Origin of the sequence: Actinomadura sp. NPDC000600 (assembly GCF_040492135.1) — a bacterium.
Lineage (GTDB): Bacteria > Actinomycetota > Actinomycetes > Streptosporangiales > Streptosporangiaceae > Spirillospora.
In genome coordinates, this window is sequence record NZ_JBEUPD010000001.1 from 66,327 (window position 1) to 92,664 (window position 26,338).

Annotated in this window: 24 protein-coding genes; 17 read left to right on the top strand and 7 right to left on the bottom strand. The window is 71.1% G+C overall.

Annotated elements, in window-relative coordinates; all coding sequences use genetic code 11:
- Positions 1-7: 7 nt before the first annotated feature.
- From ABWI07_RS00275 to ABWI07_RS00300, 6 genes are all read left to right on the top strand, one after another.
- Positions 8-631 carry an isochorismatase family protein gene (locus ABWI07_RS00275; protein ID WP_149259221.1) on the top strand — a complete coding sequence of 208 codons (624 nt, stop codon included), beginning with the start codon at positions 8-10 and terminating at the stop codon, positions 629-631.
- On the top strand, positions 628-2,541 hold the full coding sequence (locus tag ABWI07_RS00280) for a chorismate-binding protein (RefSeq protein ID WP_353817204.1): 1,914 nt from the start codon (positions 628-630) through the stop codon (positions 2,539-2,541). The genes ABWI07_RS00275 and ABWI07_RS00280 overlap by 4 nt, the downstream gene beginning before the upstream one ends.
- Positions 2,538-3,404 (top strand): PhzF family phenazine biosynthesis protein, encoded by an 867-nt coding sequence (locus ABWI07_RS00285; RefSeq protein WP_149259223.1) that lies wholly within the window; start codon positions 2,538-2,540, stop codon positions 3,402-3,404. Before ABWI07_RS00280 ends, ABWI07_RS00285 begins: the two co-directional genes overlap by 4 nt.
- Positions 3,405-3,422: 18 nt before the next feature.
- Positions 3,423-4,058: a phenazine biosynthesis FMN-dependent oxidase PhzG gene (gene phzG / locus ABWI07_RS00290; protein WP_149259224.1), complete on the top strand. Its 636-nt coding sequence runs from the start codon at positions 3,423-3,425 to the stop codon at positions 4,056-4,058.
- A 115-nt stretch (positions 4,059-4,173) separates the two neighbouring features.
- Positions 4,174-5,805: a flavin-containing monooxygenase gene (locus ABWI07_RS00295; RefSeq protein ID WP_149259225.1), complete on the top strand. Its 1,632-nt coding sequence runs from the start codon at positions 4,174-4,176 to the stop codon at positions 5,803-5,805.
- A gap of 66 nt (positions 5,806-5,871) precedes the next feature.
- A complete protein-coding gene (locus tag ABWI07_RS00300) occupies positions 5,872-7,281 on the top strand; it encodes a vanadium-dependent haloperoxidase (RefSeq protein ID WP_149259226.1) in 1,410 nt (469 codons plus the stop codon).
- 60 nt (positions 7,282-7,341) lie between these two features.
- Here ABWI07_RS00300 and ABWI07_RS00305 read toward each other — a convergent pair whose 3' ends face one another.
- Complete coding sequence (locus ABWI07_RS00305; protein WP_160160899.1) at positions 7,342-7,740, bottom strand: VOC family protein; 399 nt, start codon at positions 7,738-7,740, stop codon at positions 7,342-7,344.
- A gap of 182 nt (positions 7,741-7,922) precedes the next feature.
- Here ABWI07_RS00305 and ABWI07_RS00310 point away from each other — a divergent pair, with 182 nt between their 5' ends.
- The 5 genes from ABWI07_RS00310 (at position 7,923) to ABWI07_RS00330 (ending at position 15,777) form a co-directional block, all read left to right on the top strand.
- A complete protein-coding gene (locus tag ABWI07_RS00310; protein WP_149259228.1) occupies positions 7,923-9,158 on the top strand; it encodes an FAD-dependent monooxygenase in 1,236 nt (411 codons plus the stop codon).
- A gap of 71 nt (positions 9,159-9,229) precedes the next feature.
- A complete protein-coding gene (locus ABWI07_RS00315; RefSeq protein WP_235036772.1) occupies positions 9,230-10,651 on the top strand; it encodes an NAD(P)/FAD-dependent oxidoreductase in 1,422 nt (473 codons plus the stop codon).
- 147 nt (positions 10,652-10,798) lie between these two features.
- Positions 10,799-12,436 carry a glutaredoxin domain-containing protein gene (locus ABWI07_RS00320; protein WP_149259229.1) on the top strand — a complete coding sequence of 546 codons (1,638 nt, stop codon included), beginning with the start codon at positions 10,799-10,801 and terminating at the stop codon, positions 12,434-12,436.
- A gap of 104 nt (positions 12,437-12,540) precedes the next feature.
- Positions 12,541-14,022 (top strand): arsenate reductase/protein-tyrosine-phosphatase family protein, encoded by a 1,482-nt coding sequence (locus tag ABWI07_RS00325; protein WP_353817205.1) that lies wholly within the window; start codon positions 12,541-12,543, stop codon positions 14,020-14,022.
- A 39-nt stretch (positions 14,023-14,061) separates the two neighbouring features.
- Positions 14,062-15,777: an MFS transporter gene (locus tag ABWI07_RS00330; RefSeq protein ID WP_353817206.1), complete on the top strand. Its 1,716-nt coding sequence runs from the start codon at positions 14,062-14,064 to the stop codon at positions 15,775-15,777.
- A 5-nt stretch (positions 15,778-15,782) separates the two neighbouring features.
- Here ABWI07_RS00330 and ABWI07_RS00335 read toward each other — a convergent pair whose 3' ends face one another.
- From ABWI07_RS00335 to ABWI07_RS00360, 6 genes are all read right to left on the bottom strand, one after another.
- Positions 15,783-16,340, bottom strand: coding sequence for a GNAT family N-acetyltransferase (locus ABWI07_RS00335; RefSeq protein WP_149259570.1), 558 nt, complete (start codon positions 16,338-16,340; stop codon positions 15,783-15,785).
- A 116-nt stretch (positions 16,341-16,456) separates the two neighbouring features.
- Positions 16,457-16,879: a VOC family protein gene (locus ABWI07_RS00340; RefSeq protein ID WP_149259232.1), complete on the bottom strand. Its 423-nt coding sequence runs from the start codon at positions 16,877-16,879 to the stop codon at positions 16,457-16,459.
- Complete coding sequence (locus tag ABWI07_RS00345) at positions 16,876-17,373, bottom strand: SRPBCC family protein (RefSeq protein ID WP_149259233.1); 498 nt, start codon at positions 17,371-17,373, stop codon at positions 16,876-16,878. Before ABWI07_RS00345 ends, ABWI07_RS00340 begins: the two co-directional genes overlap by 4 nt.
- Positions 17,370-17,714, bottom strand: coding sequence for an ArsR/SmtB family transcription factor (locus ABWI07_RS00350; RefSeq protein ID WP_353817207.1), 345 nt, complete (start codon positions 17,712-17,714; stop codon positions 17,370-17,372). Before ABWI07_RS00350 ends, ABWI07_RS00345 begins: the two co-directional genes overlap by 4 nt.
- A gap of 101 nt (positions 17,715-17,815) precedes the next feature.
- On the bottom strand, positions 17,816-18,253 hold the full coding sequence (locus ABWI07_RS00355; protein WP_353817208.1) for a nuclear transport factor 2 family protein: 438 nt from the start codon (positions 18,251-18,253) through the stop codon (positions 17,816-17,818).
- Between the two features lie 23 nt (positions 18,254-18,276).
- Positions 18,277-19,143: a TIGR03619 family F420-dependent LLM class oxidoreductase gene (locus ABWI07_RS00360; RefSeq protein ID WP_149259235.1), complete on the bottom strand. Its 867-nt coding sequence runs from the start codon at positions 19,141-19,143 to the stop codon at positions 18,277-18,279.
- A 65-nt stretch (positions 19,144-19,208) separates the two neighbouring features.
- Between ABWI07_RS00360 and ABWI07_RS00365 the strand changes: the two genes are divergently transcribed.
- From ABWI07_RS00365 to ABWI07_RS00390, 6 genes are all read left to right on the top strand, one after another.
- Entirely contained in the window at positions 19,209-19,838 is a 630-nt protein-coding gene (locus ABWI07_RS00365; RefSeq protein WP_149259236.1) for a Crp/Fnr family transcriptional regulator, read from the top strand.
- A 67-nt stretch (positions 19,839-19,905) separates the two neighbouring features.
- Positions 19,906-20,664 carry a hypothetical protein gene (locus ABWI07_RS00370; protein ID WP_353817209.1) on the top strand — a complete coding sequence of 253 codons (759 nt, stop codon included), beginning with the start codon at positions 19,906-19,908 and terminating at the stop codon, positions 20,662-20,664.
- Positions 20,661-22,835, top strand: coding sequence for a hypothetical protein (locus ABWI07_RS00375; protein ID WP_353817210.1), 2,175 nt, complete (start codon positions 20,661-20,663; stop codon positions 22,833-22,835). The genes ABWI07_RS00370 and ABWI07_RS00375 overlap by 4 nt, the downstream gene beginning before the upstream one ends.
- Positions 22,836-22,947: 112 nt before the next feature.
- Positions 22,948-23,817, top strand: a complete 870-nt coding sequence (locus ABWI07_RS00380; RefSeq protein ID WP_149259239.1) for an SDR family NAD(P)-dependent oxidoreductase — start codon at positions 22,948-22,950, stop codon at positions 23,815-23,817.
- Positions 23,818-23,828: 11 nt separating this feature from the next.
- Positions 23,829-24,812 (top strand): EI24 domain-containing protein, encoded by a 984-nt coding sequence (locus ABWI07_RS00385; RefSeq protein WP_353817211.1) that lies wholly within the window; start codon positions 23,829-23,831, stop codon positions 24,810-24,812.
- 150 nt (positions 24,813-24,962) lie between these two features.
- Positions 24,963-26,306, top strand: coding sequence for a flagellar basal body-associated FliL family protein (locus ABWI07_RS00390; RefSeq protein WP_353817212.1), 1,344 nt, complete (start codon positions 24,963-24,965; stop codon positions 26,304-26,306).
- Positions 26,307-26,338 lie beyond the last annotated feature (32 nt).

The following is a 26,338-nucleotide window of genomic DNA, read 5'->3' on the forward strand; positions in this document are numbered from 1 at the left end:
GGCGCTCATGCCCGGCATCCCCGCCATCGAGACCTACCCGATCCCCGGTGTGGGCGACCTGCCGAACAACATCGCCGACTGGACGCCGGACCCTTCTCGCGCCGTCCTGCTCATTCACGACATGCAGCGTTTCTTCATCAGGCCCCTGCCCGCCCCGACACGGGACGAGCTCGTCCGGAACATCGCCTCGGTGCGTGAGCGCGCCGTCGCCCTCGGCGTCCAGGTCGCCTACTCGGCTCAGCCCGGCGACATGAGCGAAGAGGAGCGCGGGCTGCTCAGGGACTTCTGGGGCCCGGGGATGAGCAGCACGCCCGACGACCGCCTGGTGGCCGACGAGCTGTCCCCCGAAGCCGGCGACTGGATGTTCTTCAAGCGGCGTTACAGCGCGTTCTTCGGCTGTGACCTCCTGGAGCGCATCCGGCGCAGCGGGCGCGACCAGCTGATCATCTGCGGGGTGTACGCCCACCTCGGGGTTCTGATCACCGCCGTCGAGGCCTACAGCAATGACATCCAGACGTTCGTGGTCGGCGACGCCGTCGCTGATTTCAGCGCCGCCCACCACCGCATGGCCCTGGAGTACGCGGCCGAGTCCTGCGCGGCGGTGGTGAGCGCGAAGGAAGTGTTCTTGTGACCGGGCCGGGCGGTGCCGGGCGGTCGGGCTCCGGCGGCGACCTGCTCGATGCCGTCCTGGCGCCCAGCCCTCCCGCCTTCGCGCTGCTGCACCGCCCGGAGACGAGCGGGCCCGGATCACTCGACGTCCTCGTGGGAGACGTCTCGCACGTGGAGGCGCTGGCGGACATCCCGCTTCCGGACTCCGGCGGTGTCCCGCAGGGCCCGGCGGGCCGCCCCGACGTGCTGGCGATCATTCCTTACCGCCAGATCCGCGAACGAGGCTTCGCGTGCGCGGACGACGGCGCTCCGCTGATCACGATCAGTGTGACCGGACACGCGACGGTGCCGCTCGCCGAGGCGATCGCCCGGATCCCCGATCCGCCCATCGCCGTCCCCGACGGGCACTTCGACGTGACGGACGACGCCTATGCCGAGAACGTCCGCCGAGTGATCAAGGAGGCGATCGGCGAGGGGGAGGGTGCGAACTTCGTCATCAAACGGTCCTACATCACCGGCATCCCCGACTACACGCCGCACAGCGCCCTGGCGGTCTTCCGACGGCTCCTCGAGGTCGAGTCGGGGACGTACTGGACCTTCGTCGTCCACACCGGCGACCGGACGTTCGTGGGCGCCACGCCGGAGCGGCACGTCACGTTGAACGGCGGCGTGGCCACCATGAACCCCATCAGCGGCACCTACCGCTATCCGGCGTCCGGCCCCTCGTTGCCCGACGTCATGGACTTCCTGGCGGACCGGAAGGAGTCCGAGGAGCTCTACATGGTCCTGGACGAGGAACTCAAGATGATGACGCGGATCTGCGAACCGGGCGTCCGGGTGGTGGGCCCGCGGCTCAAGGAGATGGCGCGGCTGGCGCACACCGAGTACTTCATCGAGGGGAGGAGCGGGCGAGATGTCCGGGACATCCTGAGGCAGACCATGTTCGCCCCGACCGTCACCGGCAGTCCCCTGGAGAACGCCTGCCGCGTCATCAGCCGGCACGAGCCGGCGGGCCGCGGCTACTACAGCGGGGTCGTCGCCTGCATCGGCCGCGACGCGTCGGGTCGCCAGTCCCTCGACTCGGCCATCCTCATCCGCACCGCCGACATCGACAGCGGCGGCCAGGTGCGCATCGGTGTGGGCAACACGCTCGTCCGCCATTCCGATCCGGCCTCGGAGGTCGCCGAAACCCGGGCCAAGGTGGCCGGGATGCTCACCGCGCTGAGGGCCGAAGCCCCGTCCAGGCTGGGGGCCCACCCCCGGGTACGGGACGCGCTGGCGCAGCGCAACGCGACGATCGCCGGCTACTGGCTGGGCGCCGGCGCCGAGTCGGCGTCGCCCTTCCCGGAGCTGGCGGGATGCCGGACGCTGATCGTGGACGCCGAGGACACCTTCACCTCGATGCTCGAACACCAGCTGCGCAGCCTGGACATGCGGGTGACCGTGCGCCGCCACGACGAGATCCCGCCGTTCGGGGCCTACGACTTCGTCGTGCTGGGACCGGGCCCCGGCGATCCCGCGGACCCCGGCCTCCGCAAGCTCGCCCGGTTGTCGTCGGCCGCGGACGCCCTGCTGGCGGAGCGCCGTCCCTTTCTCGCCGTCTGCCTGAGCCACCAGGTCCTCTGCGAGCGGCTCGGACTCGGCGTGCGGCGCCGGGAGACGCCCAACCAGGGGGTGCAGATGGAGATCGACCTGTTCGGCCGCCGGGAGACGGTGGGGTTCTACAACACGTTCGCGGCCCGGTCGGCGCGGGACGGTATCGATATCGACGGTGTGGGCGCGGTGGAGATCTGCCGCGATCCGGACACGGGCGACGTGCACGCGCTGCGGGGTCCCCGTTTCGCCTCCCTCCAGTTCCATGCCGAGTCCGTGCTCACCCAGAACGGGCCGCGCATCCTCGGTTCGGTGATCAGAACGGCGCTGGCCGGATGAGGCCGCGACAGGCGGGGCCGGACGGGACGCACCCGTACACGGTGATCGACGCGTTCACGGACACGCCGCTGCAGGGCAATCCGGTCGCCGTCTTCTTCCACGCGGAGGACATCCCCGCGGAGCGCATGCAGCGCATCGCCAAGGAGATGAACCTGTCGGAGGTCACGTTCGTCCTCCCGCCGGAGCAGGGCGGCGACGCGCGCATCCGCATCTTCACCCCGGTCAACGAACTGCCGTTCGCCGGGCATCCGCTGCTCGGCACGGCCGTCGCGCTCGGCGAGTCGGTCGAGGGGGACCGGCTCCGGCTGGAGACGGCGATGGGAGTGATCCCCTTCGAGCTGGAACGCGCCGACGGGACGGTCGTCGCCGCCCAGATGGTCCAGCCGGTGCCGACCTGGCGGGAGTTCGACCGCGCGGACGAGCTGCTGGCGGCGCTGGGCCTCCCCGCGTCGGAGCTTCCGGTGGAGATCTACTCCAACGGGCCCCGGCACGTGTTCGTCGGGCTGGAGAGCATGGCCGCGCTGTCGCGGGTCGATCCCGACCACCGTGCCCTGGCCGCGTTCCCCGACATGGCGACCAACTGTTTCGCCGGGGCCGGCACGACCTGGCGGATCCGCATGTTCTCGCCCGCCTACGGGGTGACCGAGGACGCGGCCACGGGCTCCGCGGCGGGGCCCCTCGCCATCCATCTCGCCCGTCACGGCCGCATCGGCTTCGGGCAGTGGATCGGCATCCAGCAGGGCGTCGAGATGGGGCGGCCGTCGCTGATGCGCGGCCGCGCGGATCTCGCCGACGGCCGCATCGCGACGGTGCGGGTGGCCGGTTCGGGCGTCCCCGTGGCGCGTGGATTGATCTACGCCTGAGCGGCAGCGGAGGCAGCAGTGAGCGCGAAGTACGAAAGCCTGACCGGTGTACTCGACGAGTCCTTTCCGGAGTACGCCGATCCGCCGGACGAGCCGATGGCCCTGGCGCGGGGCTGGATCTCGGCGGCGGTCGCCGAGGGGGTGCGCGAACCGCTGGCTCTCGCGCTCGCCACGGCCGACGGCCGGGGCCGCGCCTCGAACCGGATCGTGTCGATCACGGAGGTCACCCATCAGGGTCTGGTGTTCACCAGCCACAGCACCAGCCGGAAGGGCCGGGAGATCGCGCAGACCGGCTGGGCCTCCGGGCTGCTGTACTGGCGCGAGCTCGCCCGGCAGTTGATCGTGTCGGGGCCGGTGGTGCTGCTGGAGGCGGCCGAGGCGGACCGGCTCTGGGCGGCCAGGCCGGCGCCGCTGCACGCGATGACGACGGCGTCCCGGCAGAGCGAACCCCTCGACGACGTCCCTGCGCTCCGCGCGGAGGCCGAACGCCTGTCGGAGCGTGGCGGTCCGCTGCCCCGGCCGGACCGGTTCGCCGGCTACCGGCTGGAGCCGGCGAGCGTCGAGTTCTGGTCCGCCGCCTCCGGAAGGCTGCACCGGAGGCTGCGCTACGACACGTCTCCAACGGGCTGGCAGACCGTCAGGCTGCAGCCCTAGCCGGGCTCCCGCCCGGTCCGTTTCACATCGCCCCGAACGGCACCGCGATCCGTGTGATCGCGGTGCCGTTCGCGCTTCATGCCCGCATCAGTCTGGGACATAAGAGGAGTTCCCCATGGTGGACAGACCCCCCGAATTCGACGCGATCGTCATCGGTGCCGGGATGGGAGGCATCTACGCGCTCCACAAGCTCCGCAACGAGCTCGGCCTCGACGTCCGGGCGTTCGATCGGGCGGCCGGCATCGGCGGCACCTGGTGGTGGAACCGCTATCCGGGCGCCAAGTCCGACAGCGAGGGCCTCGTCTACCGGTTCTCGTTCGACAAGGACACGATCGCGGAGCCGGTGGGCGACAACCGCTACATCGACCAGGCCGACATGCAGGCCTATCTCGAGTCGGTGGTCGACAAGTTCGGCCTGCGCGAGCACATCCAGCTCGACACGAGCATCGACTCCATGGTGTTCGACGAGGTCCAGGGGACCTGGACCGTCACCACCGGTGAGGGCGAGAGCCACACCGCGCGCTTCGTCGTCACCGCCCTCGGTCCGCTGTCGGCGGTTTACGTGCCCGACATCAAGGGCCGCGACAGCTTCCGCGGGCGTCTCGTCCACACCGCGGCCTGGCCCGCGGACCTCTCGATCGAGGGCAAGCGCGTCGGCGTCGTCGGCACCGGCTCGACCGGCACGCAGTTCATCTGCGCGGCCGCGAAGACGGTCGACCGGCTGACGGTCTTCCAGCGGACGGCGCAGTACTGCGTCCCGAACGGCAACCGGCCGTTCACCGAGGAGGAGAAGGCCGAGTACCGGGCCAACCACCAGGACGTCTGGGCGGAGGTCTGGACCTCCTATGTCGGAGGCGGGTTCCGGGAGAGCCAGGTGGCCGCGATGAGCGTCTCCGAGGAGGAGCGCCGGCGCATCTTCCAGGCGGCCTGGGACAAGGGCAACGCGTTCCGCTTCATGCTGGAGACGTTCTCCGACATCGCTCGCGACCCGGCGGCCAACGAGGCCGCGGGCGAGTTCATCCGCTCGAAGATCAAGGAGATCGTCAAGGATCCGGAGACCGCGCGCAAGCTCATGCCGAGCGGCTACTACGCCAGGCGTCCGGTCAGCAACGAGGACTACTACGAGGTCTTCAACCAGGACAACGTCTCCCTGGTCAGCCTCAAGGAGACCCCGATCAGGGAGATCACGCCCAACGGCGTGCTCACCGAGGACGGGGTCGAGCACGAGCTCGACGTCCTGGTCTTCGCGACCGGCTTCGACGCGTTCGACGGCACCTACCGCCAGATGGACATCCGCGGCCGCGGCGGCGTGACCATCCAGGAGCACTGGAAGGACGGCTCCGGCAGCTACCTGGGCATGTCCTGCCACCGGTTCCCGAACATGTTCATGGTCTTCGGCCCGTGCACCGTCTTCAGCAACCTGCCGCCGGGGATCGAGACCCAGGTCGACTGGTTCGCAGGCCTGATCAAGACGGCGCTGGACGACGGCAAGTCGTGGATCGAAGCCACCGAGGACGCCGAGCGGACGTGGACCACGACCTGCGACCAGATCGCCGAGCACAGCCTTTTCTCGAAGGTCGATTCGTTCATCAACGGCGGCAACATCCCCGGCAAGAAGAAGAGGCTGCAATTCTACGTCGCGGGGCTCGCGGCCTATCGCAAGAAGCTGGAGGAGGTGATGGGCGCCGGTTACGAAGGCTTCGTCCTCGATGCTCCCGCGGAATCGCAGGACCGGCAGATGGCATGACGGAGAATCCGGCCCCACTCGGCTGGCAGGCATACGGCAAAACAGAATCGAAGAGGAGATTGACCCGTGGCTGATTACTCAGATCGTCACTTCCGGCCCGACACGGGGCCGTTCGACTTCGAACGAGGGAACGCGGCCGTCGAAGTGATCTTCCCGGCGCTCCAGGCCGAGTCCCGCCTCGGTGTCTCCGAATCGGGCAGCGACGCCTCGCTGGTCGCCGACTTCACCATGGCGCTGGAGGTCACCTGGTTCGATGCGGTCGCGCCCTACTACTACCCGGCCAAGGGCATCTACTCCGACCTCGGCCACCGTCCGAAGAGCGAGTGCAACAACCGGAACAAGAACGTCGCGGTCCTCTACGCGTCCTACCGCATCCTCAACGACCGCCTTCCCCACGGCAGGGACGACTGGCGCAAGATGATGGAGTCGGTCGGGCTGAACCCCGACGACGACTCCGAGGACAAGGAGACGCCGGCCGGCATCGGCAACCTCGCCGCCCGGGGAATGATCGAGGCCCGCGCGGACGACGGCATGAACCGGCTGGGCTACGAGGGCCGCAAGTACCACCCGCAGCCCTACCGGGACTACACCGGCTTCCAGCCGGTCAACACGGCGTTCGAGCTGCACGACCCGTCGCATTGGCAGCCCAACGTCAACCCCTACGGCAACGGCGTCTTCACGGTCCAGCACGCGGTGACCCCGCAGATGCGCCTGGCCACGCCGTTCACCTTCTCGGACCCGTCCAAGTTCAAGCTCGAGCCGCCGGTCAACAGCGACGTGCGCAACATCGAGGCGTACCGTAAGCAGGCCGACGAGGTCCTGGCCGCGTCGGCGGGGCTCACCGACCGGCAGAAGGTCCTGGCCGAACTGTTCAACGACAAGTTCTTCACCCTCGGGGTCATCGCGGGAACGACCGCGCTGAGGACCAAGCCGATGGAGATCGGCGAGTTCGTCCAGTACCTCGCCACCGTCGAGGTCGCCATCTTCGACGCCGCCATCGTGGACTGGCACTACAAGGCCCTCTACCACTCGGTGCGGCCTTTCAGCGCCATCCGCTACCTCTACGGCGACAAGCCCGTGACCGCCTGGGGCGGGCCGGGCAAGGGCACCGTCCACGACATCACCGGCAACGAGTGGCAGAGCTACCTGACCACCCCCGACCATCCGGAGTACCCCTCGGTCTCCACCTCGCTCTGCGGCGCCTACACCCAGGCGGCGCGGCTGCTGCTCGGCGGCGACGAGATCAATTCCGAGATCCACGTGAAGGCCGGGTCGTCGGTGGTCGAGCCGGGGATCACGCCCGTCGAGGACATGACCCTGAGCTGGGACACGTGGACGGACCTCTCCGCGGACTGCGGCATGAGCAGGCACTGGGGCGGCGTGCACTTCCGCTCGGCGATCAGCAACGTGTCCGAGTTCGCCACGCAGATCGGTACGCGGGCCTACGAGTTCATGCAGGAGCACCTGGAGCCGTAGCGGGGTCCGGCTCCGCCCCGGGGCCCCGGGCCCGGCCGCCCGGGCCCGGGGCGGGGTCGGCTACCGAAGGTCTCGCTCGGTCAGTCCGTAGAGATTGCCGTCGTGTCCCCGGATCTGCGCCCACCGGGCGCCTTCCCGCCACGACGCGGCTTGCGGTGCCACGGTGATGTCGACACCCCGTGCGCGCAGGTCGGCGCAGGTGGCGTCGAGGTCGTCGCAGTCGAACCAGCCGTGGGTCATCCGCCCGGTCCGTTCGCGCAGTGCCGCCAGGACGGCCGGCTCGACGGCGGCGAGCGCCACGTGGGTCTGCGCTCCCGGTGGCCTGACCTCGACCCACCGCCGGCCGTCACCGTAGGGAACATCCGCCGCCAGTTCGAAGCCGAGCGTTTCGGTCAGGAATTCCAGGGTGCTCTTCTGGTCCGTTACGTAGAGCACCGAAAGCCGGGGATGAGTGATCATCTGTTTCCCTTCGACGTGCGCCGGACTCGGCTGCCGACGATCTGCCCACAGTTTTACGAAAACCATCGCAGCCCTTCATGTCAAGAAAATTACGGCTCCATTCATGGATATTGGACGTGTGCTTGCCGCGCGATATTCATGGAGTGTCGAAATAGGTGCGGACAGGGAGCGCAAGAGGCATCATGTCTACCCTTGAAAACGCTCGGATAGTGATCGCCGGTGCCGGGATCGGCGGGCTGACCGCCGCGCTGGCCCTGCACGCCCACGGGCTCGAGGCGACCGTGCTGGAGGCCGTCCCCGAGATCCGCCCGCTTGGAGTGGGGATCAACATCCAGCCCGCCGCCATCGCCGAACTGACCTCGCTGGGGTTCGGGGACGCTCTGGCGGAGATCGGCATAGCCACCCGCGAGCACCGCTACCTCGACCGCGCGGGCACCCTGCTGTGGACCGAGCCGCGAGGCGTCGCCGCCGGCCATCCGAGTCCGCAGTACTCGCTGCACCGCGGGGAGCTGCAGATGATGCTGCTGACCGCGGTGCGCGACCGGCTCGGTCCGGATGCGGTGCGCGCCGGGGCCCGGGTGACCGGCTTCGCGCAGGACGCCGGGGGCGTCCGCGTGCACGTCCGTGACCGGGCGGGCCGCCGGTCCACGATCCACGGCACGGCGCTCATCGGCGCCGACGGGATGGACTCCGCGGTCCTGTCCCGGCTCCACCCCGATCGCACCGCGGTCTCCGCGGCCGGTATCCACATGTGGCGCGGCCTGACCGAACTCGACGAGTTCCTCGACGGGCGCACCATGATCCTGGCCAATGACGAGGCCGGGGCCCGCTTGGTCGCCTATCCGTGCTCGGCACGTCATGCCCGGCAGGGCAAGGTCCTCCTCAACTGGGTATGCCTGGTCTCCTCGGCCGCGGCGGACGCGTCCGGCGACGCCGACGGCTCCGGGCGGCTGAAGGACGTGCTGCCGCACTTCTCGTCCTGGGACTTCGGCTGGCTGAGCGTCCCGGACGTGCTCACCCGCAGCGGCCGGATCCTCCAGTACCCCATGGTCGACCGCGACCCGCTCGACGAGTGGGGGACCGGCCGCGTCACCCTTCTCGGCGACGCCGCTCACCTGATGTACCCGATCGGCGCCAACGGCGCGTCGCAGGCCGTGCTCGACGGCGTCGCCCTGGCCGCGGAACTCGCCCGGGACGACGAGGTCGCCGCCGCACTGCGCCGCTACGAGAGCGTCCGCCGCCCGGCCACCACCGCGATCGTCCAGGCCAACCGGGACATGGACTCCGCCGAGCGCGACCTGGCGGCCCGCGCCGATGCGGACGACGCGACGAAGGCCGCCGTGCTGCAGGAGGTGACCGGCAGCTACCGCGACGCCGTCGAGACCGGCACCGGGCATGCCGCCCGGCCGCAGCCCTAGCCATCCCCGTCCACCACGACCACACGCCACGGAACACGAAGACGACACGGAACACGAAGAGGAGCATCGACATGATGCGCACATCCGTCCAGATCCTCGTCATCGGTGGCGGGCCGGCAGGGTCCACCGCCGCGACACTGCTGGCCCGCCAGGGATTCTCGGTGATGCTGCTCGAGAAGGACCACTTCCCGCGGTACCACATCGGCGAGTCGCTGCTGCCCTCGTGCCTGCCGATCCTGGACCTGACCGGGGCCCGGGAGAAGGTCGAGGCGCACGGGTTCAAACGGAAGGGCGGCGCCTACTACGCCTGGGGCGAGGAGAACTGGGAGCTCCGGTTCAGCGAGCTCTTCGGCACCGAGTACAGCTGGCAGGTCCGCCGGGCCGACTTCGACCAGCTGCTCCTGGAGCACGCCCGCAGCGAGGGCGTGGAGGTCCACGAGGGCGTGACGGTCCGCCAGATCGGCTTCGAGGGCGAACGCGCGGTGAGCGCGACGTGGGAACGCGCCGGCGGCGAGGGCGAGGAGGCGACCAGCGGGGTCGTCGCCTTCGACTACGTCCTGGACGCCTCGGGCCGGGCGGGGCTCCTGGCCACCAAGCACCACCACAGCCGCCGCCACCACGAGGTGTTCAAGAACGTCGCCCTGTGGGGGTACTGGAAGAACACCAAGCCCTTCGGGTACGGACCTGAGGGCGGCATCGGCGTGTGCTCCATCCCGCACGGCTGGCTGTGGCAGATCCCGCTGCACGACGGGACGGTCAGTGTGGGCGCGGTCATCACCAAGGAGCACCTGCGGGAGCAGCAGGCGAAGCAGTCGGACATCGCGCAGATCTACCGCGGCCACATCGCGGAGAGCCCGCTGATCTCCAACCTGGTGGAGGGCGCCGAACTCAGCAGCGAGGTGAAGGCGGAGACGGACTACTCCTACGTCACCGACCGGTTCGCGGGCCCCGGGTACCTGGTCGCCGGCGACGCGGCCTGCTTCCTCGACCCGTTGCTCTCCACCGGCGTCCACCTGGCGATGTACAGCGCGCTGCTGTCCGCCGCCACGCTGTCCTCGATCCTGCGCGACGGGGTGGACGAGGCGGACGCGACGAGCTTCTACACGCAGGCGTACAGGACGGCGTACGAGCGCCTCCTCGTCCTGGTCTCGGTGTTCTACGAGGCCTACCGCGGCCGCGACGAGCACTTCTTCAACGCACAGCGGCTGAGCCGGCGGGAGAAGAGCAACCTCAAGCTGCACGAGGCGTTCCTGCACATCACGGCCGGCGTCGAGGACCTGGCCGATGCCATGGACCAGGAGCGCGCGTACGACGCCGTCGCCAAGGAGCTCGTCGGGCCCGACGCCGAGGCCGGCAACCCGCTGGCCAACCACAACGTCAACATGCTCCAGCCGCCCGACGACCCCGGCCGTTCGCTGGCCGGGCTCTACCTGGCCATCGAGCCGAAGCTGACCCTGATGTACGCGGACTCCAGGAAGCCGGAAGCCGTCTAGGGCTTCCCGGGTCCTGACCGCCCCCTCCATCTCTCCGGCCCTTCAGCGAACGGCGCGCTTCCCGGGCGATCGCCCGGGAAGCGCGCCGTCTTCTTCGACCTCAGCCTTCTTCGACCCTCAGCCGAATCACTTCCCAGCGGAGCTCCGATGACCGAGACACCGGCGGTCCAGATCTTCACCAAGCCGGACTGTGTACTCTGCAAGAACTCCAAACGCGTGCTCGACACGGCCGGAATCCCCTACGAGGAGCTGGACACGGCGACCGCGACCCGGCTCGCCGACTCGGCCGCGTACTTCTCGGGACGCCCCACGCTGCCGCAGGTCTTCGTCGGCGGGCAGTGGATCGACGGGCAGGACGATCTGAAGGCGCTCGCCGAAGCGGGCCGGCTCCGCGAGGTCGTCGAGTCCGCGCGGGGCGCGCTGCCGCTCGACTCGGTGACCGACGAGGATCTGGCCAGGGGCGCGCAGGACGTCCCACTCGTCGACCATCTGTCCCGGACCGACGGGACCCACGACTCCGATCCGGAATCCTGGCCCATCCTGCGCTTCTACCAACGGATCTTCGGTTTCTGGCCGAACACGCTGGCCTACCTGTACCGCTGGCCGACCGCCTACAAGCTGTTCGTGTACTGCCAGAACATCGCCTCGCTGCAGAAGGCCGCCGCGACCGTCGGCACGCCCGTGGTCTCGATCATCGGCTACGGCTCGTCCGCGGCGCAGGGCTGCACGTACTGCATGACGCACAGCATCACGATGTTCAAGGGCCTCGACGTCGACGTCGACGCCCTGAAGGCCGCGCGCCGGGGCGACGCCGGTCCAGGCAACCCGTTCGGTCCCTTCGAGGTGGCGGTCGTGGACCTCGCTGCGCAGGCGACCAGGAACGCCGTAACGGACAAGGCCGTCGAGGCGGTCCGCAGGACCGCGGACCAGGGGCGCACGAAAGCGGTGGACCCCGACGAGGCGCTGGAGGCCGTCACCCAGATCGGCGCCTCGATGGGGTTCTTCAACGTCTTCAACGACCTCAGTGGTCTCGCCATCGAGGGCGACTGGGCGCAGGTGGCGAAGTCCAAGGGGATCGACGGCGGGCGGCACGCCGCCGAGGACGAGAACCCCGACAACCTGGCGCACGGCGTGCCCGAGGGCGGGCCGGCGGCCGAGGAGATGCTCGCCCGGTACGCGTCGGAGGTCGGCGACGTCACGGAGTTCACCACGCGGCATCTCGGGCTGATGCCCGCCTGGATCGCGGCCTGGCCGGACCGGACCAGGTCGCTTCACGCCTACATGTACGCGACCCTGATGAACGGCGACGGCGACGCAGTGATCGCTGGAGAGCTGAAGCACCTCATGGCCAGGGTGGCCGCGGCCTCCCGCGGCCACACCTACCTCGCGGCGGTCGAGGGCTTCATGGCGGCCCATGTCGCCGAGGACCCCGAGCGCGCCGCGGCGCGGGCGCGGCACGCCTACCGGGCGGCGATCGGCGACCCGGAGTCGATGGAGCCGTTCGACGCCAAGGAGCAGAGCGCGCTGCGCCTGGCGTGGCTGTCCGCCCAGAGCCCGCTGGTCACTCCGCGGCGGTTCGTCGAGCCGCTCGTCGAAATGTACGACGAGCGGGCCATCACCGAACTCATCGTCTGCTGCGCCGTCGCGTCGCTCGTGCAGCGCTTCGTCGCCGTGGTGCGGCCGGACATCGAACCCGAGGTCGGGACGTTCCTCGCGGGCAACGGCCTCGACGCCGATCTGCTGGCGGTCCGCTACCCCGCCGACGGCCGGCCGGCGCACCGCTGACCCTCGTCCCGACCAGGTGGGCCGCCGGCCGCCGGGAGACCATCCGGACCACGCGCCGCCGGTCGCGCCCGCCCCACGCAGTGGAGAGAACCGGAGGAGATCTCGTGAGCAGACGGGGAGTTCTCGGGCTCGGAATGCTCGGGCTCGGCATCGGGTACTTCTTGTGGTACACGCCGTACAGTGCCCTGGCCAAGGGCCTTTCAGGTGGTCTGCTGCCGGGTGCCGACGAACCCGTGGGCGGTCTCGTGCTGCTTCCGGCGGCGGTGCTGGGCCAGGTACTGGCCATGCCCGTCTTCGTGTACCTCGGGGGCTGGCTGAAGTATTCGGGACGGCGCGAGATCGCGGGACGCTCGATCCCCTTTCCCTCCCGGCACACCGCATGGTCGGCGTTCTGGATGGCCCTCATCATCGGCACGACGACGCTCAGCTTCACGTTTCCCGGCGCTTCCATCGTCTTCATGCTCGTGCTCATGCGCATCAGCACCCTCGTCAACGCACCGGCCGTGGACCTGATACGGCGGCACAAGATTCACTGGTACTCGGCCGCGGCCCTGGTGCTGTGCCTGCTGTCGGCGGTCATCGCGCTGGCCGACGCCGCCAACTACACCCTCACGGCCGCCGCCCTGCTGTGCCTCGGCTGCTACGCGATGGGCTACCACAACCGGTTCCGCCTGATGAGCGCGCACGCGAAGACCGGCGATCCGTTGCGCGATCGCAGGTACTTCGTCGAGGAGCACATGACGGCGCCCTTCGTGCTCCTGCTGATGGTCGGCGTACCGGCGCTGATCGGTCAGGGCTCGTGGATGCACGACCTGCGCGTCGGCTTCACGTCGTTTCTCACCACCCCGGCGGTGTTCCCGGCGCTGCTGATCGGCGTCTGCTACGAGGGGCTGTTCATCATGACCAGCCTGATATTCATCAACCGGCGGGAGTTCTCCTTCGGCACGCCGGTCCACGTCTGCGCCAGCATGCTGGCCGGCATCGCCGCCTCTCTCGTCCTGCACGGCGTCTTCGACTCGCCGCTGCCCAGTTCCGCCCAGTACGTGACCGCGGTGATGGTGGTCGCCGCCGCCTTCATCCTGAGCTGGGAATCGGTCCGGGTCCTCCTCGCCCGGAGGCGGACGCGGCGGGCGGCCGTGCTCGACGGGATCATGTTCGTCTGCGGCGGCAACACCAGCCGGTCGCCGATGGCCGCGGCGATCGCCCGCGCCGAGCTCGCCGCGAACGGCGGCACGCCGGGCCGGTGGATCGGCAGTGCGGGCGTCTCGGTGCGCTCGCCCGGGGCGCCGCTGGCCCCGGAGGCCGCGACGGCTCTTGCCGAGCTGGGCATCGACCCGCCCCTCGACCACCGGTCGCGGCAGCTGACCCCGGCCATGTGCGCCGCGACCAAGATGATCTACTGCATGACCCGCGCCCAGCGGGACCTGGTGGTGGAGCTCGCTCCGTCCGCCGCCGACCGCACCGTGTGCCTCGACTCGGAGGCCGACGTGCCGGACCCGGCCGGGCAGCCGCTCGACGCCTACCGCTTCTGCGCGGCCCGCTTCCGGACCCTCATCCGTCAGGGTCTCCGCGAACAGTGGGCCTAGTGATCAGCCGAACGAATTCGACTGAAGGGGAAGCCCGTCATGCGCATCCTGCGCGAACTCAGGGATGGACTTCAGGGGGTGATGGCCCTCATCCGCCAGGGCGGATCACCTCGAAAACGCCACACCGGGGCCTCGTACCAGCACGCCTCCGCGTTCTGGGTCGGTTTCGTGCTGACCACCGTCGGCACCGTCATGCAGACGCCGATGTACTTCATGGCGCGCGACATGGACTACCACATCGCCGGCATGGCGATGACCAGGGGCATGTGGGTCGGCATGGCCCTGGTGTTCATCGGCCTGGGCCTCACCACCTACAGCCTGTTCCCGCGGTCGCGGCCGGCCAAGCCCGAGTTGAGCAACATCAGCATCGCACCTCTCGACGACGCCAAGGTCAGGCCTTCACATCTGGCCTTGCTGACCGTCCTGGCGTTCGCGGTCGTCATCGACGGTATGAAGCCGGCCTCGTTCGGCTTCGTCGTGGTCGGCGCGGAGGCGGAATACGGGCTGCGCGGGCCGCAGCACCCGGCGGCCGACGCGCTGCCCATCGGGCTCTACCCTCTGTCGGGCATCTTCGGCACCATGGTCGGCTCTTTTCTCTGGGGCTGGCTGGGTGACCGCATCGGGCGCCGAGCCTCCATTCTGCTCGCGGCGATGCTGTTCATCGGGAGCTCGATGTGCGGTGCGATGCCCGAGTACTGGATGAACCTGGTCTGCTGTTTCATCATGGGTCTCGGAGCCGGGGGAATGATCCCCGTCGTCTTCTCGCTGCTGGCCGAGACGGTGCCGAGGCGGCACCGGGGCTGGATGATGCTTCTGATCGGCAGCAACGTCGCCACCGCCTACGTCGCCGTGAGCTGGCTGGCGTCGACCCTGGCGGCACCGGAGAATTTCGGCTGGCGGATGTTGTGGCTCGTGGGCCTGCCCACGGGCGCGGTGCTGATAGTCCTCAACCACTGGATTCCCGAGTCTCCGCGATTCCTTCTCCAGCAGGGCCGGGACGACGAGGCACGCGCGGTCATGCGGCGTTACGGCGCCGTTCCCGTCGAGAGGCCGGAGGAAGTCTCCGTGGGCACGGAGCAGCACCGCGGATTCGGAGATCTGTTCGCGAGACCGTTCTTCGGTCTGACGGCGGGCGTTCTCCTCCTCGCGCTGAGCGTCGGCGGCACCCAGTACGGGTTCCAGCAGTGGATGCCGTCCAACCTGGAACGGCTCGGTCTCTCCACGGTCGACGCGAGCAGCCTGATGCGCAACGCCGCGATCATGGGGCTCCCGTTCACCGTGCCGGTCGCCATGGCCTACCACTGGTGGTCCAGCAAGAAGACCGCCCTGGTGGTCTCCGCCTTCATCGGCGCCGCACTCGGCGCCTTCGTGCTGCTGGGCGAGGAGATCACGGCCAACCGCACCTTGCTCTACGTGTTCCTCGTGGTGCCGGTGTGGGGGATCGGCATCATGAACGCCGTGCTGGCGGCGTACACGGCCGAGGTGTACCCGACCTCCATCCGATCCCGCGGCAGCGGGCTGTCCGCGGGATCGGTCAAGGCCGGCGGGGTCCTGATCCTGGCCTTGGCGGTCGTGGCGTTCGCCGCGCCGTCCATCCGGATGACCGCCGCCGTCGGCGCGGTCCCCATGCTGCTGGCGGTCGTCGTGCTCGCCCTTTTCGGCCCGGAGACACGGCACAGGCGACTTGAGCAGATCACGGCCGGCGGGGCGCCCGGACCGGTCCCCGCTCCCGCCAAGACCCCCGCCGCGGACTGAGGAACCTAGGACGCCTGCCTGCTCGCTCGCCACTCTGGGGCGAGCACCGACCAGACCTCCATGTCCTGCCGCTTCCCGCGATAGAGGTAACTTTCGCGGAGCGTGCCCTCCTTTGTCATCCCGAGCCGCTCGGCCACGGCGATGCTGGCCCGGTTGGCGGACGAGACCAGCCATTCCACCCGGTGGATGCCCCGCTCTTCGACGGCCCAGTCGATGATGACGCGCACCGCCCTGGTCACGAGGCCCTTGCCCGCGGCGGACGGCTCCAGCCAGCAGCCGGCCTCTGCGGTGCCCTGCCCGACGTCCATCGTCACGAAGAGGACGCCGCCCACCAACCTGCCGCCTGCCCATATGCCGTAGATCCGTCCCTTGTCGGCTGCGGCCTTGTCGGCGTACGCCTGCAGGTGCGAACGGCTGGACTCCAGGTCCGTGACGCGGTCCGGGAGCCCGACGTGCCGGCCGATGAACTCCCGTCCCCGGTCGATGTGGTCCAGGAACTCTCCGGCCTGCCATGGTTCGAGCGGCCGCAACTCCGCGCCATCGCCAAGGGGCACCGCGTACATCATCGCCTCCACGGTCAGAACCGGTACGAACTGCGGTGGATCTTCTCACGGGAGGTGCCTTCCGCCGGCCCGCCGTTCGGCGCCCCCGAAGGACCGGTCCGGTCGGGACGTTCCGCTCAGTCGCGCCAGGGCATGTGCTGGAGGGTCCAGGTGTTGCCGTCCGGGTCGGCGAAGTAGGCGTAGAAGACGCCGCCCATGTCCTCGACGGGGGCGACGTCCGCGCCGCGCTCGATGAAGTCGGACCTGGCCTGCTCGATGTCGCTGACGACCAGGTGCAGCCCGCGCTGCGAACCGACCGGCATGTCCATGCCGGGCAGGCCCTCCGTAAGTGCGATCGAGCAGGCCGAGCCGGGTGGGGTGAGCTGGACGTAACGGACGCCGTCCGAGGGCCGCACGTCGACGTCGGCGTTGAAGCCGAGGCCGGTGTAGAAGTCCTTGGCGCGGTCTATGTCCCTGACGGGCACTGGGACGAGTTCGAGCAGGAGCATTCCCGGGCGTACGGGCAGCACCGGGTTGCCGGCGGGCTGGGACTCGGTCATGGGTGGCGTCCTTTCGATAGCAGGGCGTCGAGCCGGTCGTAGGACTCGCCCGCGCCGCGTCGCATGGGGCCGCGGAGCACACTGTCGCGTGTCTCGCGCGTGGGGTACCGGACGGTGATGTTCACGGCGGTGCGGTCGTCCCGCTCGTCGAAGGCGGTGGTGACCAGGGCCTCGCCGGCCTCCCAACCGTCGTGGATCTCGCTCTGCACCAGCCTCGCCGGTGCGTCCACCTCGAAGAAGACGCCGCCGTAGCCCATCTCGGCGCCGCCTGGACCGTGGGATACGAAGCGCCAGGCGCCGCCGGGACGCAGGTCGACCTCGCAGACGACGAGCCGCCAGCCCCGGGCGCCGTGCCACTGCTTCAGCAGGTCGGGCCGCGTGAACGCGTCGAACACCCGGTGCCGGGGCGCGTCGAACGTCCGGCTGAGAAGGATCTCGGTGTCGGACGGCGCGCTGACGACGAGGCCCGCGCCGCGAGGCGGCCAGGTCGTCACGGGTCGTCCTGCTCGTCTTGCTCCCCGAGCCTTGCGAGCAGGTCGTCGAGCCGCTGGTAGCTCTCCTCCCAGTACTCGCGGAAGTCCGCGAGCCAGGCCAGGGCGTCCCGGAGCGGGCGGGCCTCGAGCCGGCACGGCCGCCGCTGCGCGTTTCGGCCGCGCGTGACGAGGCCGGCGCGTTCCAGCACGCGCAGGTGCTTGGACACGGCGGGCTGGCTCATGTCGAACGGCGCGGCCAGCTCGCCCACCGACGCCTCGCCCCGGGTCAGCCGGGCCAGGATGGCCCGCCTGGTCGGGTCGGCGAGCGCGGCGAACGTCGCGTCCAGGGTGCTGGTGTCCACTGATCAAACCTTCCGGTTCTATAACCAGTTGGTTTTGTATCGGGGGACAGTACGGCCTGTCAAGCGGCCGGGCCCGCGCGCCGGCCCGGCGTCATCGCATGTCAGGAGGTGGTGAGGGTGGCCATGGCGCGGTCGGGCTCCCAGTGGGCGCGCAGGGAGGTGATCTTGCCCGCGTCGTCCACCGTGTAGACGAGGACGCAGTCGATGGTCATCGTGGCGCCGTCCGGCGTCGTGGTCGTGATCGTCGCGACGTTGGCACAGCAGGGGCCGTTGGCGAACGAGTCGGCGACGCGGAAGCGGAAGCCGGCGATCGTGGAGATGAAGGAGTTCCAGAAGTTCTCGATGCCGTCCGGGCCCCGGTGGCCGGCGCCCGCCGGGTCGAGGAAGGACGGGCCGACCGGGTCCTCGATGAGGGCGTCCGGGGCGAAGAGGGCCAGCCAGTCGGCCTTGCGGCCCTCGGCGACGGCGGTCATGGAGGCGCGGGCGGCGCGGCGGGCCGGGTGGTCCGCGTCGGGGGCGTCCCAGCTGATGGCGTCCACTGTAACGTGTTCTCGTTTCGGGGTCAGGAGGCCGTCTTCGCGATGACGGCCTCGGCGAACCGTTCGAGGTGCTCGATCTTCTTGTCCAGCGGCTCGGTGTCGGGGCCCTTGGCGTAGGGCATCCGGAAGCCGACGATCACGTCGGTGACGCCCTTGTCCTCCAGCCGCTTCACCCCGTCGGGCGTGTAGGCGTCCATCGAGATGACGTGCACCTCGAAGGGGTCGCCGGCCTTGCCCTCCGCCTCGCGGATGCGGCCCAGCCTGGCGAGCAGGTCGTCGAGGTCGTCGCCGCCGGCGTGCATCCAGCCGTCCCCGCGCACCACGGCGCGGCGCAGCGCGGCCTCGCTGTGCCCGCCGACCAGGATCGGGAACGGCTGCGCCGGGCAGATCTTGAGCGCCGGGACGTCGAAGTGCTCGCCGTGGTACTCGAAGTACTCGCCGCCGCTCAGCCCCCGCACGATGTCGATGGCCTCGTCCATGCGCCTGCCCCGCCGCTCCCAAGGGACGCCCATGACCTCGAAGTCCTCCCGCCATGGGCTGAGCCCGACGCCCAGGCCGAGCCGCCCGCCGGTCAGGCACGCGACCGAGGTGGCCTGCTTCGCCACCAGCACGGGCGGACGTACCGGCAGCTTGAGGACGAACGGCGTGAACCTCAGCCGTTCGGTCACCGCCCCCATGGCCGCGATCAGCGTGAACGTCTCGATGAACGGCTTGTCCTCCAGGAACCCCCGGTCGCCGTCGGGGGTGTACGGGTACACCGAGTCCGACTCCTTCGGATACACCAGCGAGTCGGCGACCGACATGCTCGTGTACCCGGCCGCCTCGGCGGCCCTGGCCAGCGGCAGGTAGTACGACGGATCGGTCATGGCCTCGGCGTAGGTGAACCTCATGGCCGAAATACTAGAACGTGTTCCACTTCGGTGCCAGGGGCGCCGGCGGGGAGCATCATGGGACGGTGGGCATCTGGGAGTCGCTCGTCGCGGCCGGCGCGGAGCGGCGGTTCGCCGCGGGCGACGTCCTGCTCCGCCAGGGCGACCCCGCGACGCACGTCCTGCTCCTGACGCGGGGCCGGATCAAGGCGCTGCTGACCCTTCCGGACGGCGAGGTGCTCCTGCTCGCCGTCCGGGGGCCGGGCGAGATCCTCGGGGAGATCGCCGTGCTCGGCGGCGACGACCGCTCCGCGACGGCCGTCGCGATGGATCCGTGCGTCACGCGCGTCCTGCCCGCGGACCGCTTCCGTTCCCTGCTGCGCTCGGCCGGGGCGGAGGAGGAGATGCTGCGGCGTGCGATGCGGCGCCTGCGCGAGGGGGAGGCTTGGCGCGCGGAGACGGCGGCCCTGTCCGCCGGTCCCCGTGTCATGCGGGCCCTCCTGCGCCTCGCCGTGCCGGCCGGGGACGGGCCGCCCGGTGTGGGGCTCGGCCAACTGGAGATCGGCCAGGCGGTCGGGCTCTCCCGCAGTGTCGTCGCGGCCGAGCTGGCGCGGCTGCGCGACCTCGGCGTCGTCTCCACCGAGCGCGGCCGCACCGTCATCACCGATCTGCCCCGCCTCCGCGAGCTGGCCGCATCGGGCCGCGGTTCTGTCTGAATTCCGACAGTTCTTCCGGCGCTTCGGCTCCACAGTGGTTGCCGTCCGCATGAGTGGAGGGGGCCCTATGGAGCAATACCGTGCTGTTCTCGTCGTGGACGCCGAGAAGTTCAGCGCGCATCGCGACGCCGACCTGCCGGACGTCCACCTGGAGATCCGGCGCGTGCTGGCCGCGGCCTGCGCCGAGAGCGGGCTCGGCCAGGCATGGGACGACGTCCGGTTCATGGAGAGCACGGGGGACGGGATCCTCGCCGTCCTGCCGCACGAGGCGGTGCCCGCGCTCATCGATCCGTTCCCCCGGCGCCTCCAGGACGCCCTGGCCGAGTGCGCCCCGAGGCTGCGCGCGCGGGGGATGCGGCTCCGCCTGCGCGCCGCCCTGCACGTCGGGCTCGTGGACGACGAGCGCCCCGACGCGCCCGGCATCTCCACCGCCGTCATCGACGCCTGCCGCCTGCTGGACGGGAAGCCGCTGCGGGCCGCGCTCGACGACAGCGACCCCGAGGTGACCTTCGCGGCCTTCCTGCTCTCGGCGGAGCTGTTCACCCCCTACGTCGCGGGCGGGCGGAGCGGCCTGCGCGAGAGCCAGTTCACCGAGGTCAGGGTCCAGGTGAAGCAGTTCGACCGGCCCGCCTACCTCTACGTGCCCGTCCCGTCCGAGGGGCCGCGGCCCGACCGGCGCGAGCGACCGCCGCAGGAGGCCGCCCCCTCCGCGCCCCCGGCCCCGTCCGGCGGGACGTCCGTCAACGGCGTCACGATCAACGGGGACGGCGCCCAGAACGCGATCGGGAACACCGTCGGCGGCGACTTCCGGCAGGAGCGCCGATGACGTCGATGGAGGACTTCACGATCAGCGGCGACGGGGCCCAGAACGTGATCGGCAACACGGTGTCCCGCGACCTGATCGTCCAGCAGCTCGTCGAGGTGCACAAGCGCCGGTCGATGATGCTGGGGGAGGCCGACGTGGACGAGCGCGTCGCCGGGTACGTGCGCGCCCGCAACCACGACCAGATCGTGACCGTCCTCGGGCGTCACCATGCGATCGGGCTGGCCGGCCCCCCGGGAGCCGGGGTGTCGACCACGGCGATCGCCGCGCTGCGGGAGCTCCGTCCGGGGATGCCCGTCCACCTGTTCTCTCCCGAGGAGGACGACGTGGAGGAGGGCCCGAGCGCGCAGCTCGGGTACTTGGTGCGCGGGACCGACGACGACGAGAAGCGGCTGTGGTCATGCAAGGAGAGGATCGAGAGGGCCGGGGGCTTCCTGCTCGTCGTCGGGAACGAGACCGAGTTGCGCCGGTTCGCCGGCTTCCTGCCGATCGTCCAGGTGGAGCCGCCGCCCGCGGACCTCGTCTACCGGAGCCGGCTGCACCGGGCGGGCCTCGGCGGGACGCGCTGGCCCGCCTGGTCGCGCACCGCCGAACTGCTGCGGGGCGCCTTACCGGGGGACGCCCGCCGGCTCGCCGACCTCGTCATCGAGATCGGCGAGGAGGGGGAGGTCGAGCGGGCCTACCGGGGCTGGAAGGACCAGCTGTGCGGCTGGTTCGCCGAGCACCCCGGGCTGCGGGACCAGACCCTGCTGATCGCGGCCGCGGCGATCGGCCCGGCCGACGAGACCAGCGTGTACGGCGCCGCGATGTCGCTGGCGCGGCACCTCGAGATCAACGTCGAGGGCGGCGGGCTCGCCTGGTGCCCGTCCACAGGGCTGAGCGAGCTGCTCGGCGCCGACCGCGCGGACGACCGGATCGTGTTCCGCCGGCACGGCTACGCCTCCTCGGTCCTGCGGCACGTCTGCGACGACTACCCGCTGGTGCGGATGGACCTGCTGGAGTGGCTGTCGGCCCTGCCGAGCGACACCGTGCTGGCGCTCGACCCGGGACGCCGCCAGAAGCTCGTCGAGGTGTTCGCCGACCTCGCCGCCGAGAGCGGGGCGGCGGCGAAGATCGTCCAGGTGGCCGGGGGCTGGGCCTCCGACGGGAAGGCCGACCTCGCCTACGTCGCCCTGGCGCGGACCTGCCTGGACCCGCTGGTCGGGGGCCGGGTGCGCAGGGGCCTCTACGAATGGGCCAACAACCGGAACGCCCCGCAGACGTTGAAGCTGACGGTGGCGCGCGTGTGCCAGGTGGTCGGCGAGTCCTACGCGACGGTCGCCCTGACCCGCCTGAAGCATCTCGCGACCTACGGCAACGAGCAGGTGCGGGACGAGGTACTGGACGTGGTGCGGACCCTCGCGGAGGCGAACCGGCGGGAGGTCGTCCGCGCGGCCGCCGCGTGGTGCGGGTCGTCGGTGCCGCTGAGGGTGGAGGCCGACGCCGAGCGGCGCGCCCGGACGGGCCTGCGGGTCCTGCTCGACCTCCTGCCGGACGCGCCGGCGCGCGACACGTGGCTGTGGAACATCACGCTGGGCGCCGTCGACCGTCTGGCGCGCCAGGGGGGCGAGCGGCTCCGGGCGGCGGCGCTGGGCGCCGCGCGCGAACTGGCGGCGCACGACCGACGCGCGATGCTCGACCTGACGCTCGCCTGGGCGCGCAACGCCGACGGCAGCCCGCCCCGGGAGGCCGAGGTCCGCGCGCAACTGGCGACGGCGCTGTTCCTGGATCTGGCGGCCGAACGAGACACCGCCGGCCTCGCCGCCGTGCTGACGGCGTCGGCGGCCGTTCCGGCCCAGGCGTGCGTGCCGCCGTGGTCGGTCGCCATGGCCGCCGAGCTGAGGACCGGGACCGGGTTCGGCCGCTTTCCCGAGGTGGCCATGCTGTGGCTGGAGACGGCGGCGGCGCGTCCCGCCCTGCGGCCGGGGATCGTCTCCCTGTTCGCCATGGTTGCGGGCGGCGACCCGGCGCGGCGGACCCTCCTCACGGACCTCGTCCGCACCTGGGCGGGCACCCGGCGGGCGCGCCGGACCACCAAGGAGGACCTCCTGGTGCACCTGCTGCAGCCGGAGTGGCAGCGGCTCCTGTACAAGCTCTGGGTGAAGGCCCGGCGGGCGGTCGCGGGGGGCGGCTGAGCGGCGCCGTATCTCCGGGACGCCGTGCCGTTATATCCGGGACGCCGCGCCGTTACCGTCCGGAAGCGCCGTGCCGTTTGCCGGGGGTTGCGGCGGGTGGTTCGGTGGAGGGATGGAGCGCAAGATCGCGATTGTCACCGGCGGGACGTCCGGGATCGGGAAGGAGATCGCGCGGGGCCTGGCGCGGGCGGGGCTCCTGGTGGGGATCGTCTGCCGGAACGAGCTGCGCGCCGCCGCGGCGGTGGAGGAGCTGACAAAGGACGTCCCGGACGCGCGGATCGAGACGTTCCTGGGGGACCTGTCGGTGCAGATGGACGTCCGGCGGGTCGCGGCGTCGCTGGAGGAGCGGTTCGACCGGCTGCACGTCCTGGTCGACAACGCGGGCGTGTACCTGCTGCGGGCCAAGGTAAGCGCGGACGGGTACGACCGCGTGGTCGCGACCAACCATCTGGGGCCCTTCCTGCTGACGAACCTGCTGCTGGGGCTGCTGGAGAAGGGCGCGCCGTCGCGGGTGGTCGTCGTGGCGTCCGAGGCGCACCGGTTCGCGGACCGGCTCGACGTCGAGCGGATGGCCGAGCCCCGGTCGTACGGCCCGGCCGGGGCGCTGCGGGTGTACGGCCGGTCCAAGCTCCTCAACATCATGTTCGCGCAGGAGCTGGCCAGGCGGATGGAGGGCAGCGGCGTCACGGCGAACGCGGTCTGCCCGGGGCTCACCGCGACGAGCCTGGGCAGGGACGTCCGCGGGACCGAGCGCGTCATGGGGCTGTTCTCGCGCACTCCGGTGCTGCGGACGCCGGAGCAGGGGGCCCGGATGGCGCTGCGGCTCGCGCTGGACGAGGAGTTCGAGGGCCGCAGCGGCGGCTACTACAGCTCGACGCCGGGCGCCGGGATGCTGCCGACGGTGGGGGCGTTGAAGGATCCGCAACTCAGACGTGCGGTTTGGGACCGTTCGGCCCGCCTTGTGGGGCTGCCAGCCCTATAGGGTCAGGCTGCGTGAGCCAACCGCACGGCCCGCCGGACCGGCCCGGCGCATGGAACGGTCCCCAGCCGCCCCCTCCAGCCCGGCCGACCCCGCCACCGCGGCCGGTCCCGCCGCAGCAGCCCGGCCGGCCGCCGGCCCCGCAGCCCGGAGCCGCGCGGCCGGGAGGCCCGCAGCCGGACCCGCGCTCGCCCGAGCCCCGGCAGAGGCCGCGCCCGTCCGCGTTCAAGGACCTCTTCAACGGCGTGGGGTACCTGCTGCGCGGCATCGGATGGGCGGCGCGGCACCCGGCCCAGTGGCTGTTCGGGCTGATCCCCGCGCTGATCGTCCTGGCGGTGTACGTCGCGGCGCTGGTCTTCCTGGCGTACCGGCTCGACGACCTGGCCGGATGGGTGACGGGGTTCGCCGACGGCTGGCCGGACGCGGCGCGGACGTCGGCGCGGGTCGTCGCCGGGCTCGCCCTGTACGGGTCGGCGCTGTTCCTCGCCGTCATCACGTTCACGGCGGTGACGCTGCTGGTGGGCGACCCGTTCTACGAGGCCATCGCGGTCCGGGTGGAGGAGTCGCAGGGCGGCGCGCCGCCGGACCCGGACGTCCCGCTGCTGGTCCAGATCGGGCGGGCGGTCAAGGACACGCTGATCCTCGGCGCCGTGGCGCTGGTGTTCGCGGTCGTGTTCTTCGCCTGCGGGTTCCTGCCGGTGGTGGGGCAGACGGTCGTGCCGGTGGTCGCGGCGCTGGTGTCGGGCTACTTCCTCGCGGGCGAGCTCACGTCGATCGCGCTGGAGCGGCGCGGGCTGCGGCGCCGGGAGCGGTTCGCGCGGCTGAAGGCGGACCGCCCGCTCGTCGTCGGGTTCGGCGCGGCGACCTTTGTGGTGTTTCTCATTCCGCTGGGCGCGGTGCTGGCGATGCCGGGCGCGGTGGCGGGCGCGACGCTGCTGGCCCGGGAGCGCCTCGCCGGCGAGCCGCCGGCCGAGGCGGCCCTGACCAGCGCGCAATGAGGCCCCTGCCGTCCTGGCCGCGAATGGCCCTGCGTCCGAAAGACCCGCACCGAGGCGGCGCGAAACCAACACTGAGGCGATAAGAAGATGTGTCCTGAGCGTGATTACCGGCCGGAACGCCATGGGTGATCTTCGCGTAACGTGTGCCGCATGTCCGATCAGGGGGAGCGCAACGTGCGCTGGACCGAAATGAGCGAGGGCGAGCCGCGGGACGGCGCGGACGGCGCGACGGGGCCGCAGGCGGCCTTCTCCGAGCCGAAGGTGCCGGAGGTGCCGGTGCCCCCGCCGACGGGGCGCACCGAGTTCTCCGCGCCCGGCGAGGGCGCCGGGACGCACGACGTCTGGGGCAAGGTCGAGACCGGACGGCCGGAGGCGCTGGGCGAGGAGTCCGCGCCCGCCGAGGAGGCCGCGCCGGCCGAGAAGGCCGCGCCGGCCGAGAAGGCCGCGCCCGCCGAGCAGGCGGCGCCCGGCGACGAGGCCGCCGCCGAGGACGTGAAGGTCGCCCCCGTGACCGAGGAGGCGCCCCAGTGGGAGGGCTCGCTCTTCGACGAGGGCGCCGGTGACGACGGCGAGGGCGACGACCGGTACGTGCCGGCCGTCCCGACCGGGTCCGGGCAGCCGGCGAAGCCCGGCAAGCCGAGCAGCGGCAACTGGCAGATGCCCGACTGGATGGCGGACGAGAGCGCGGCCGACGCCAAGCTCGGCGGCTCGCCGAAGCCGCGGCGCGACGCCCTCGACGAGGGCGGCGGCCGCTCCCGGCTCGTGCTGTTCGGCGGGATCGGACTGCTGGTGGTCGCGCTGCTCGCGGCCGGCGGCGTGTACTTCATGAAGAACGGCGACGACGAGCCGGCCGACACGTCCGAGACGTCCGGCAACGCCGACCGGCGGGCCGCGGCGGAGCAGTCCGAGGCGGCGCAGGTGGAGATGCCGCCGGACAAGCCGCTCGCGACGTTCCGCGGCAAGCCGAGCCGGATGCTCGGGCGGGTCAACGACGTCCACTCCGGGCTGTCGTATCCGCGGCTCGCGGCCCCCTGGCAGGTGCCCACCAAGAAGAACAAGCTGGGCACGCCGGGCTGGTCGGGGCAGCAGGTCCTGGTGACGGAGCGGCAGGCGGAACGGCTCTGGTACGGGCAGTTCCTCACCGGCACGCTGATCCCCACCCTGCAGAGCGCCTACCAGGGGCCCGACAGCGTGAAGAACGTGGCCGGGCTGGCCGCCAAGGGTTACGAGGCGCAGTACTACGCGTTCCCGCACAAGTCGGCGCCCCTGGCGTCGCAGGCCCTGAACATCGACGGGCACAAGGGCTGGCTGGTCGCCTCCTACCTCACCTACAAGCGGGCCGGGGTGCGCGCGACCGGCGAGATCGTCGCCATGGCGGTGGTCGACACCGGCCGCAAGTCGCCCGCGGTCGTGTTCGCGTCGATGCCGAACACGCACCGCCAGCGGTGGCCCGACATCAACGAGTTCCTCGGCCAGCTCAAGATCGCCGCCTGACCCGGCCCTCTCGGCCCGGGCCCGTTCCTGAC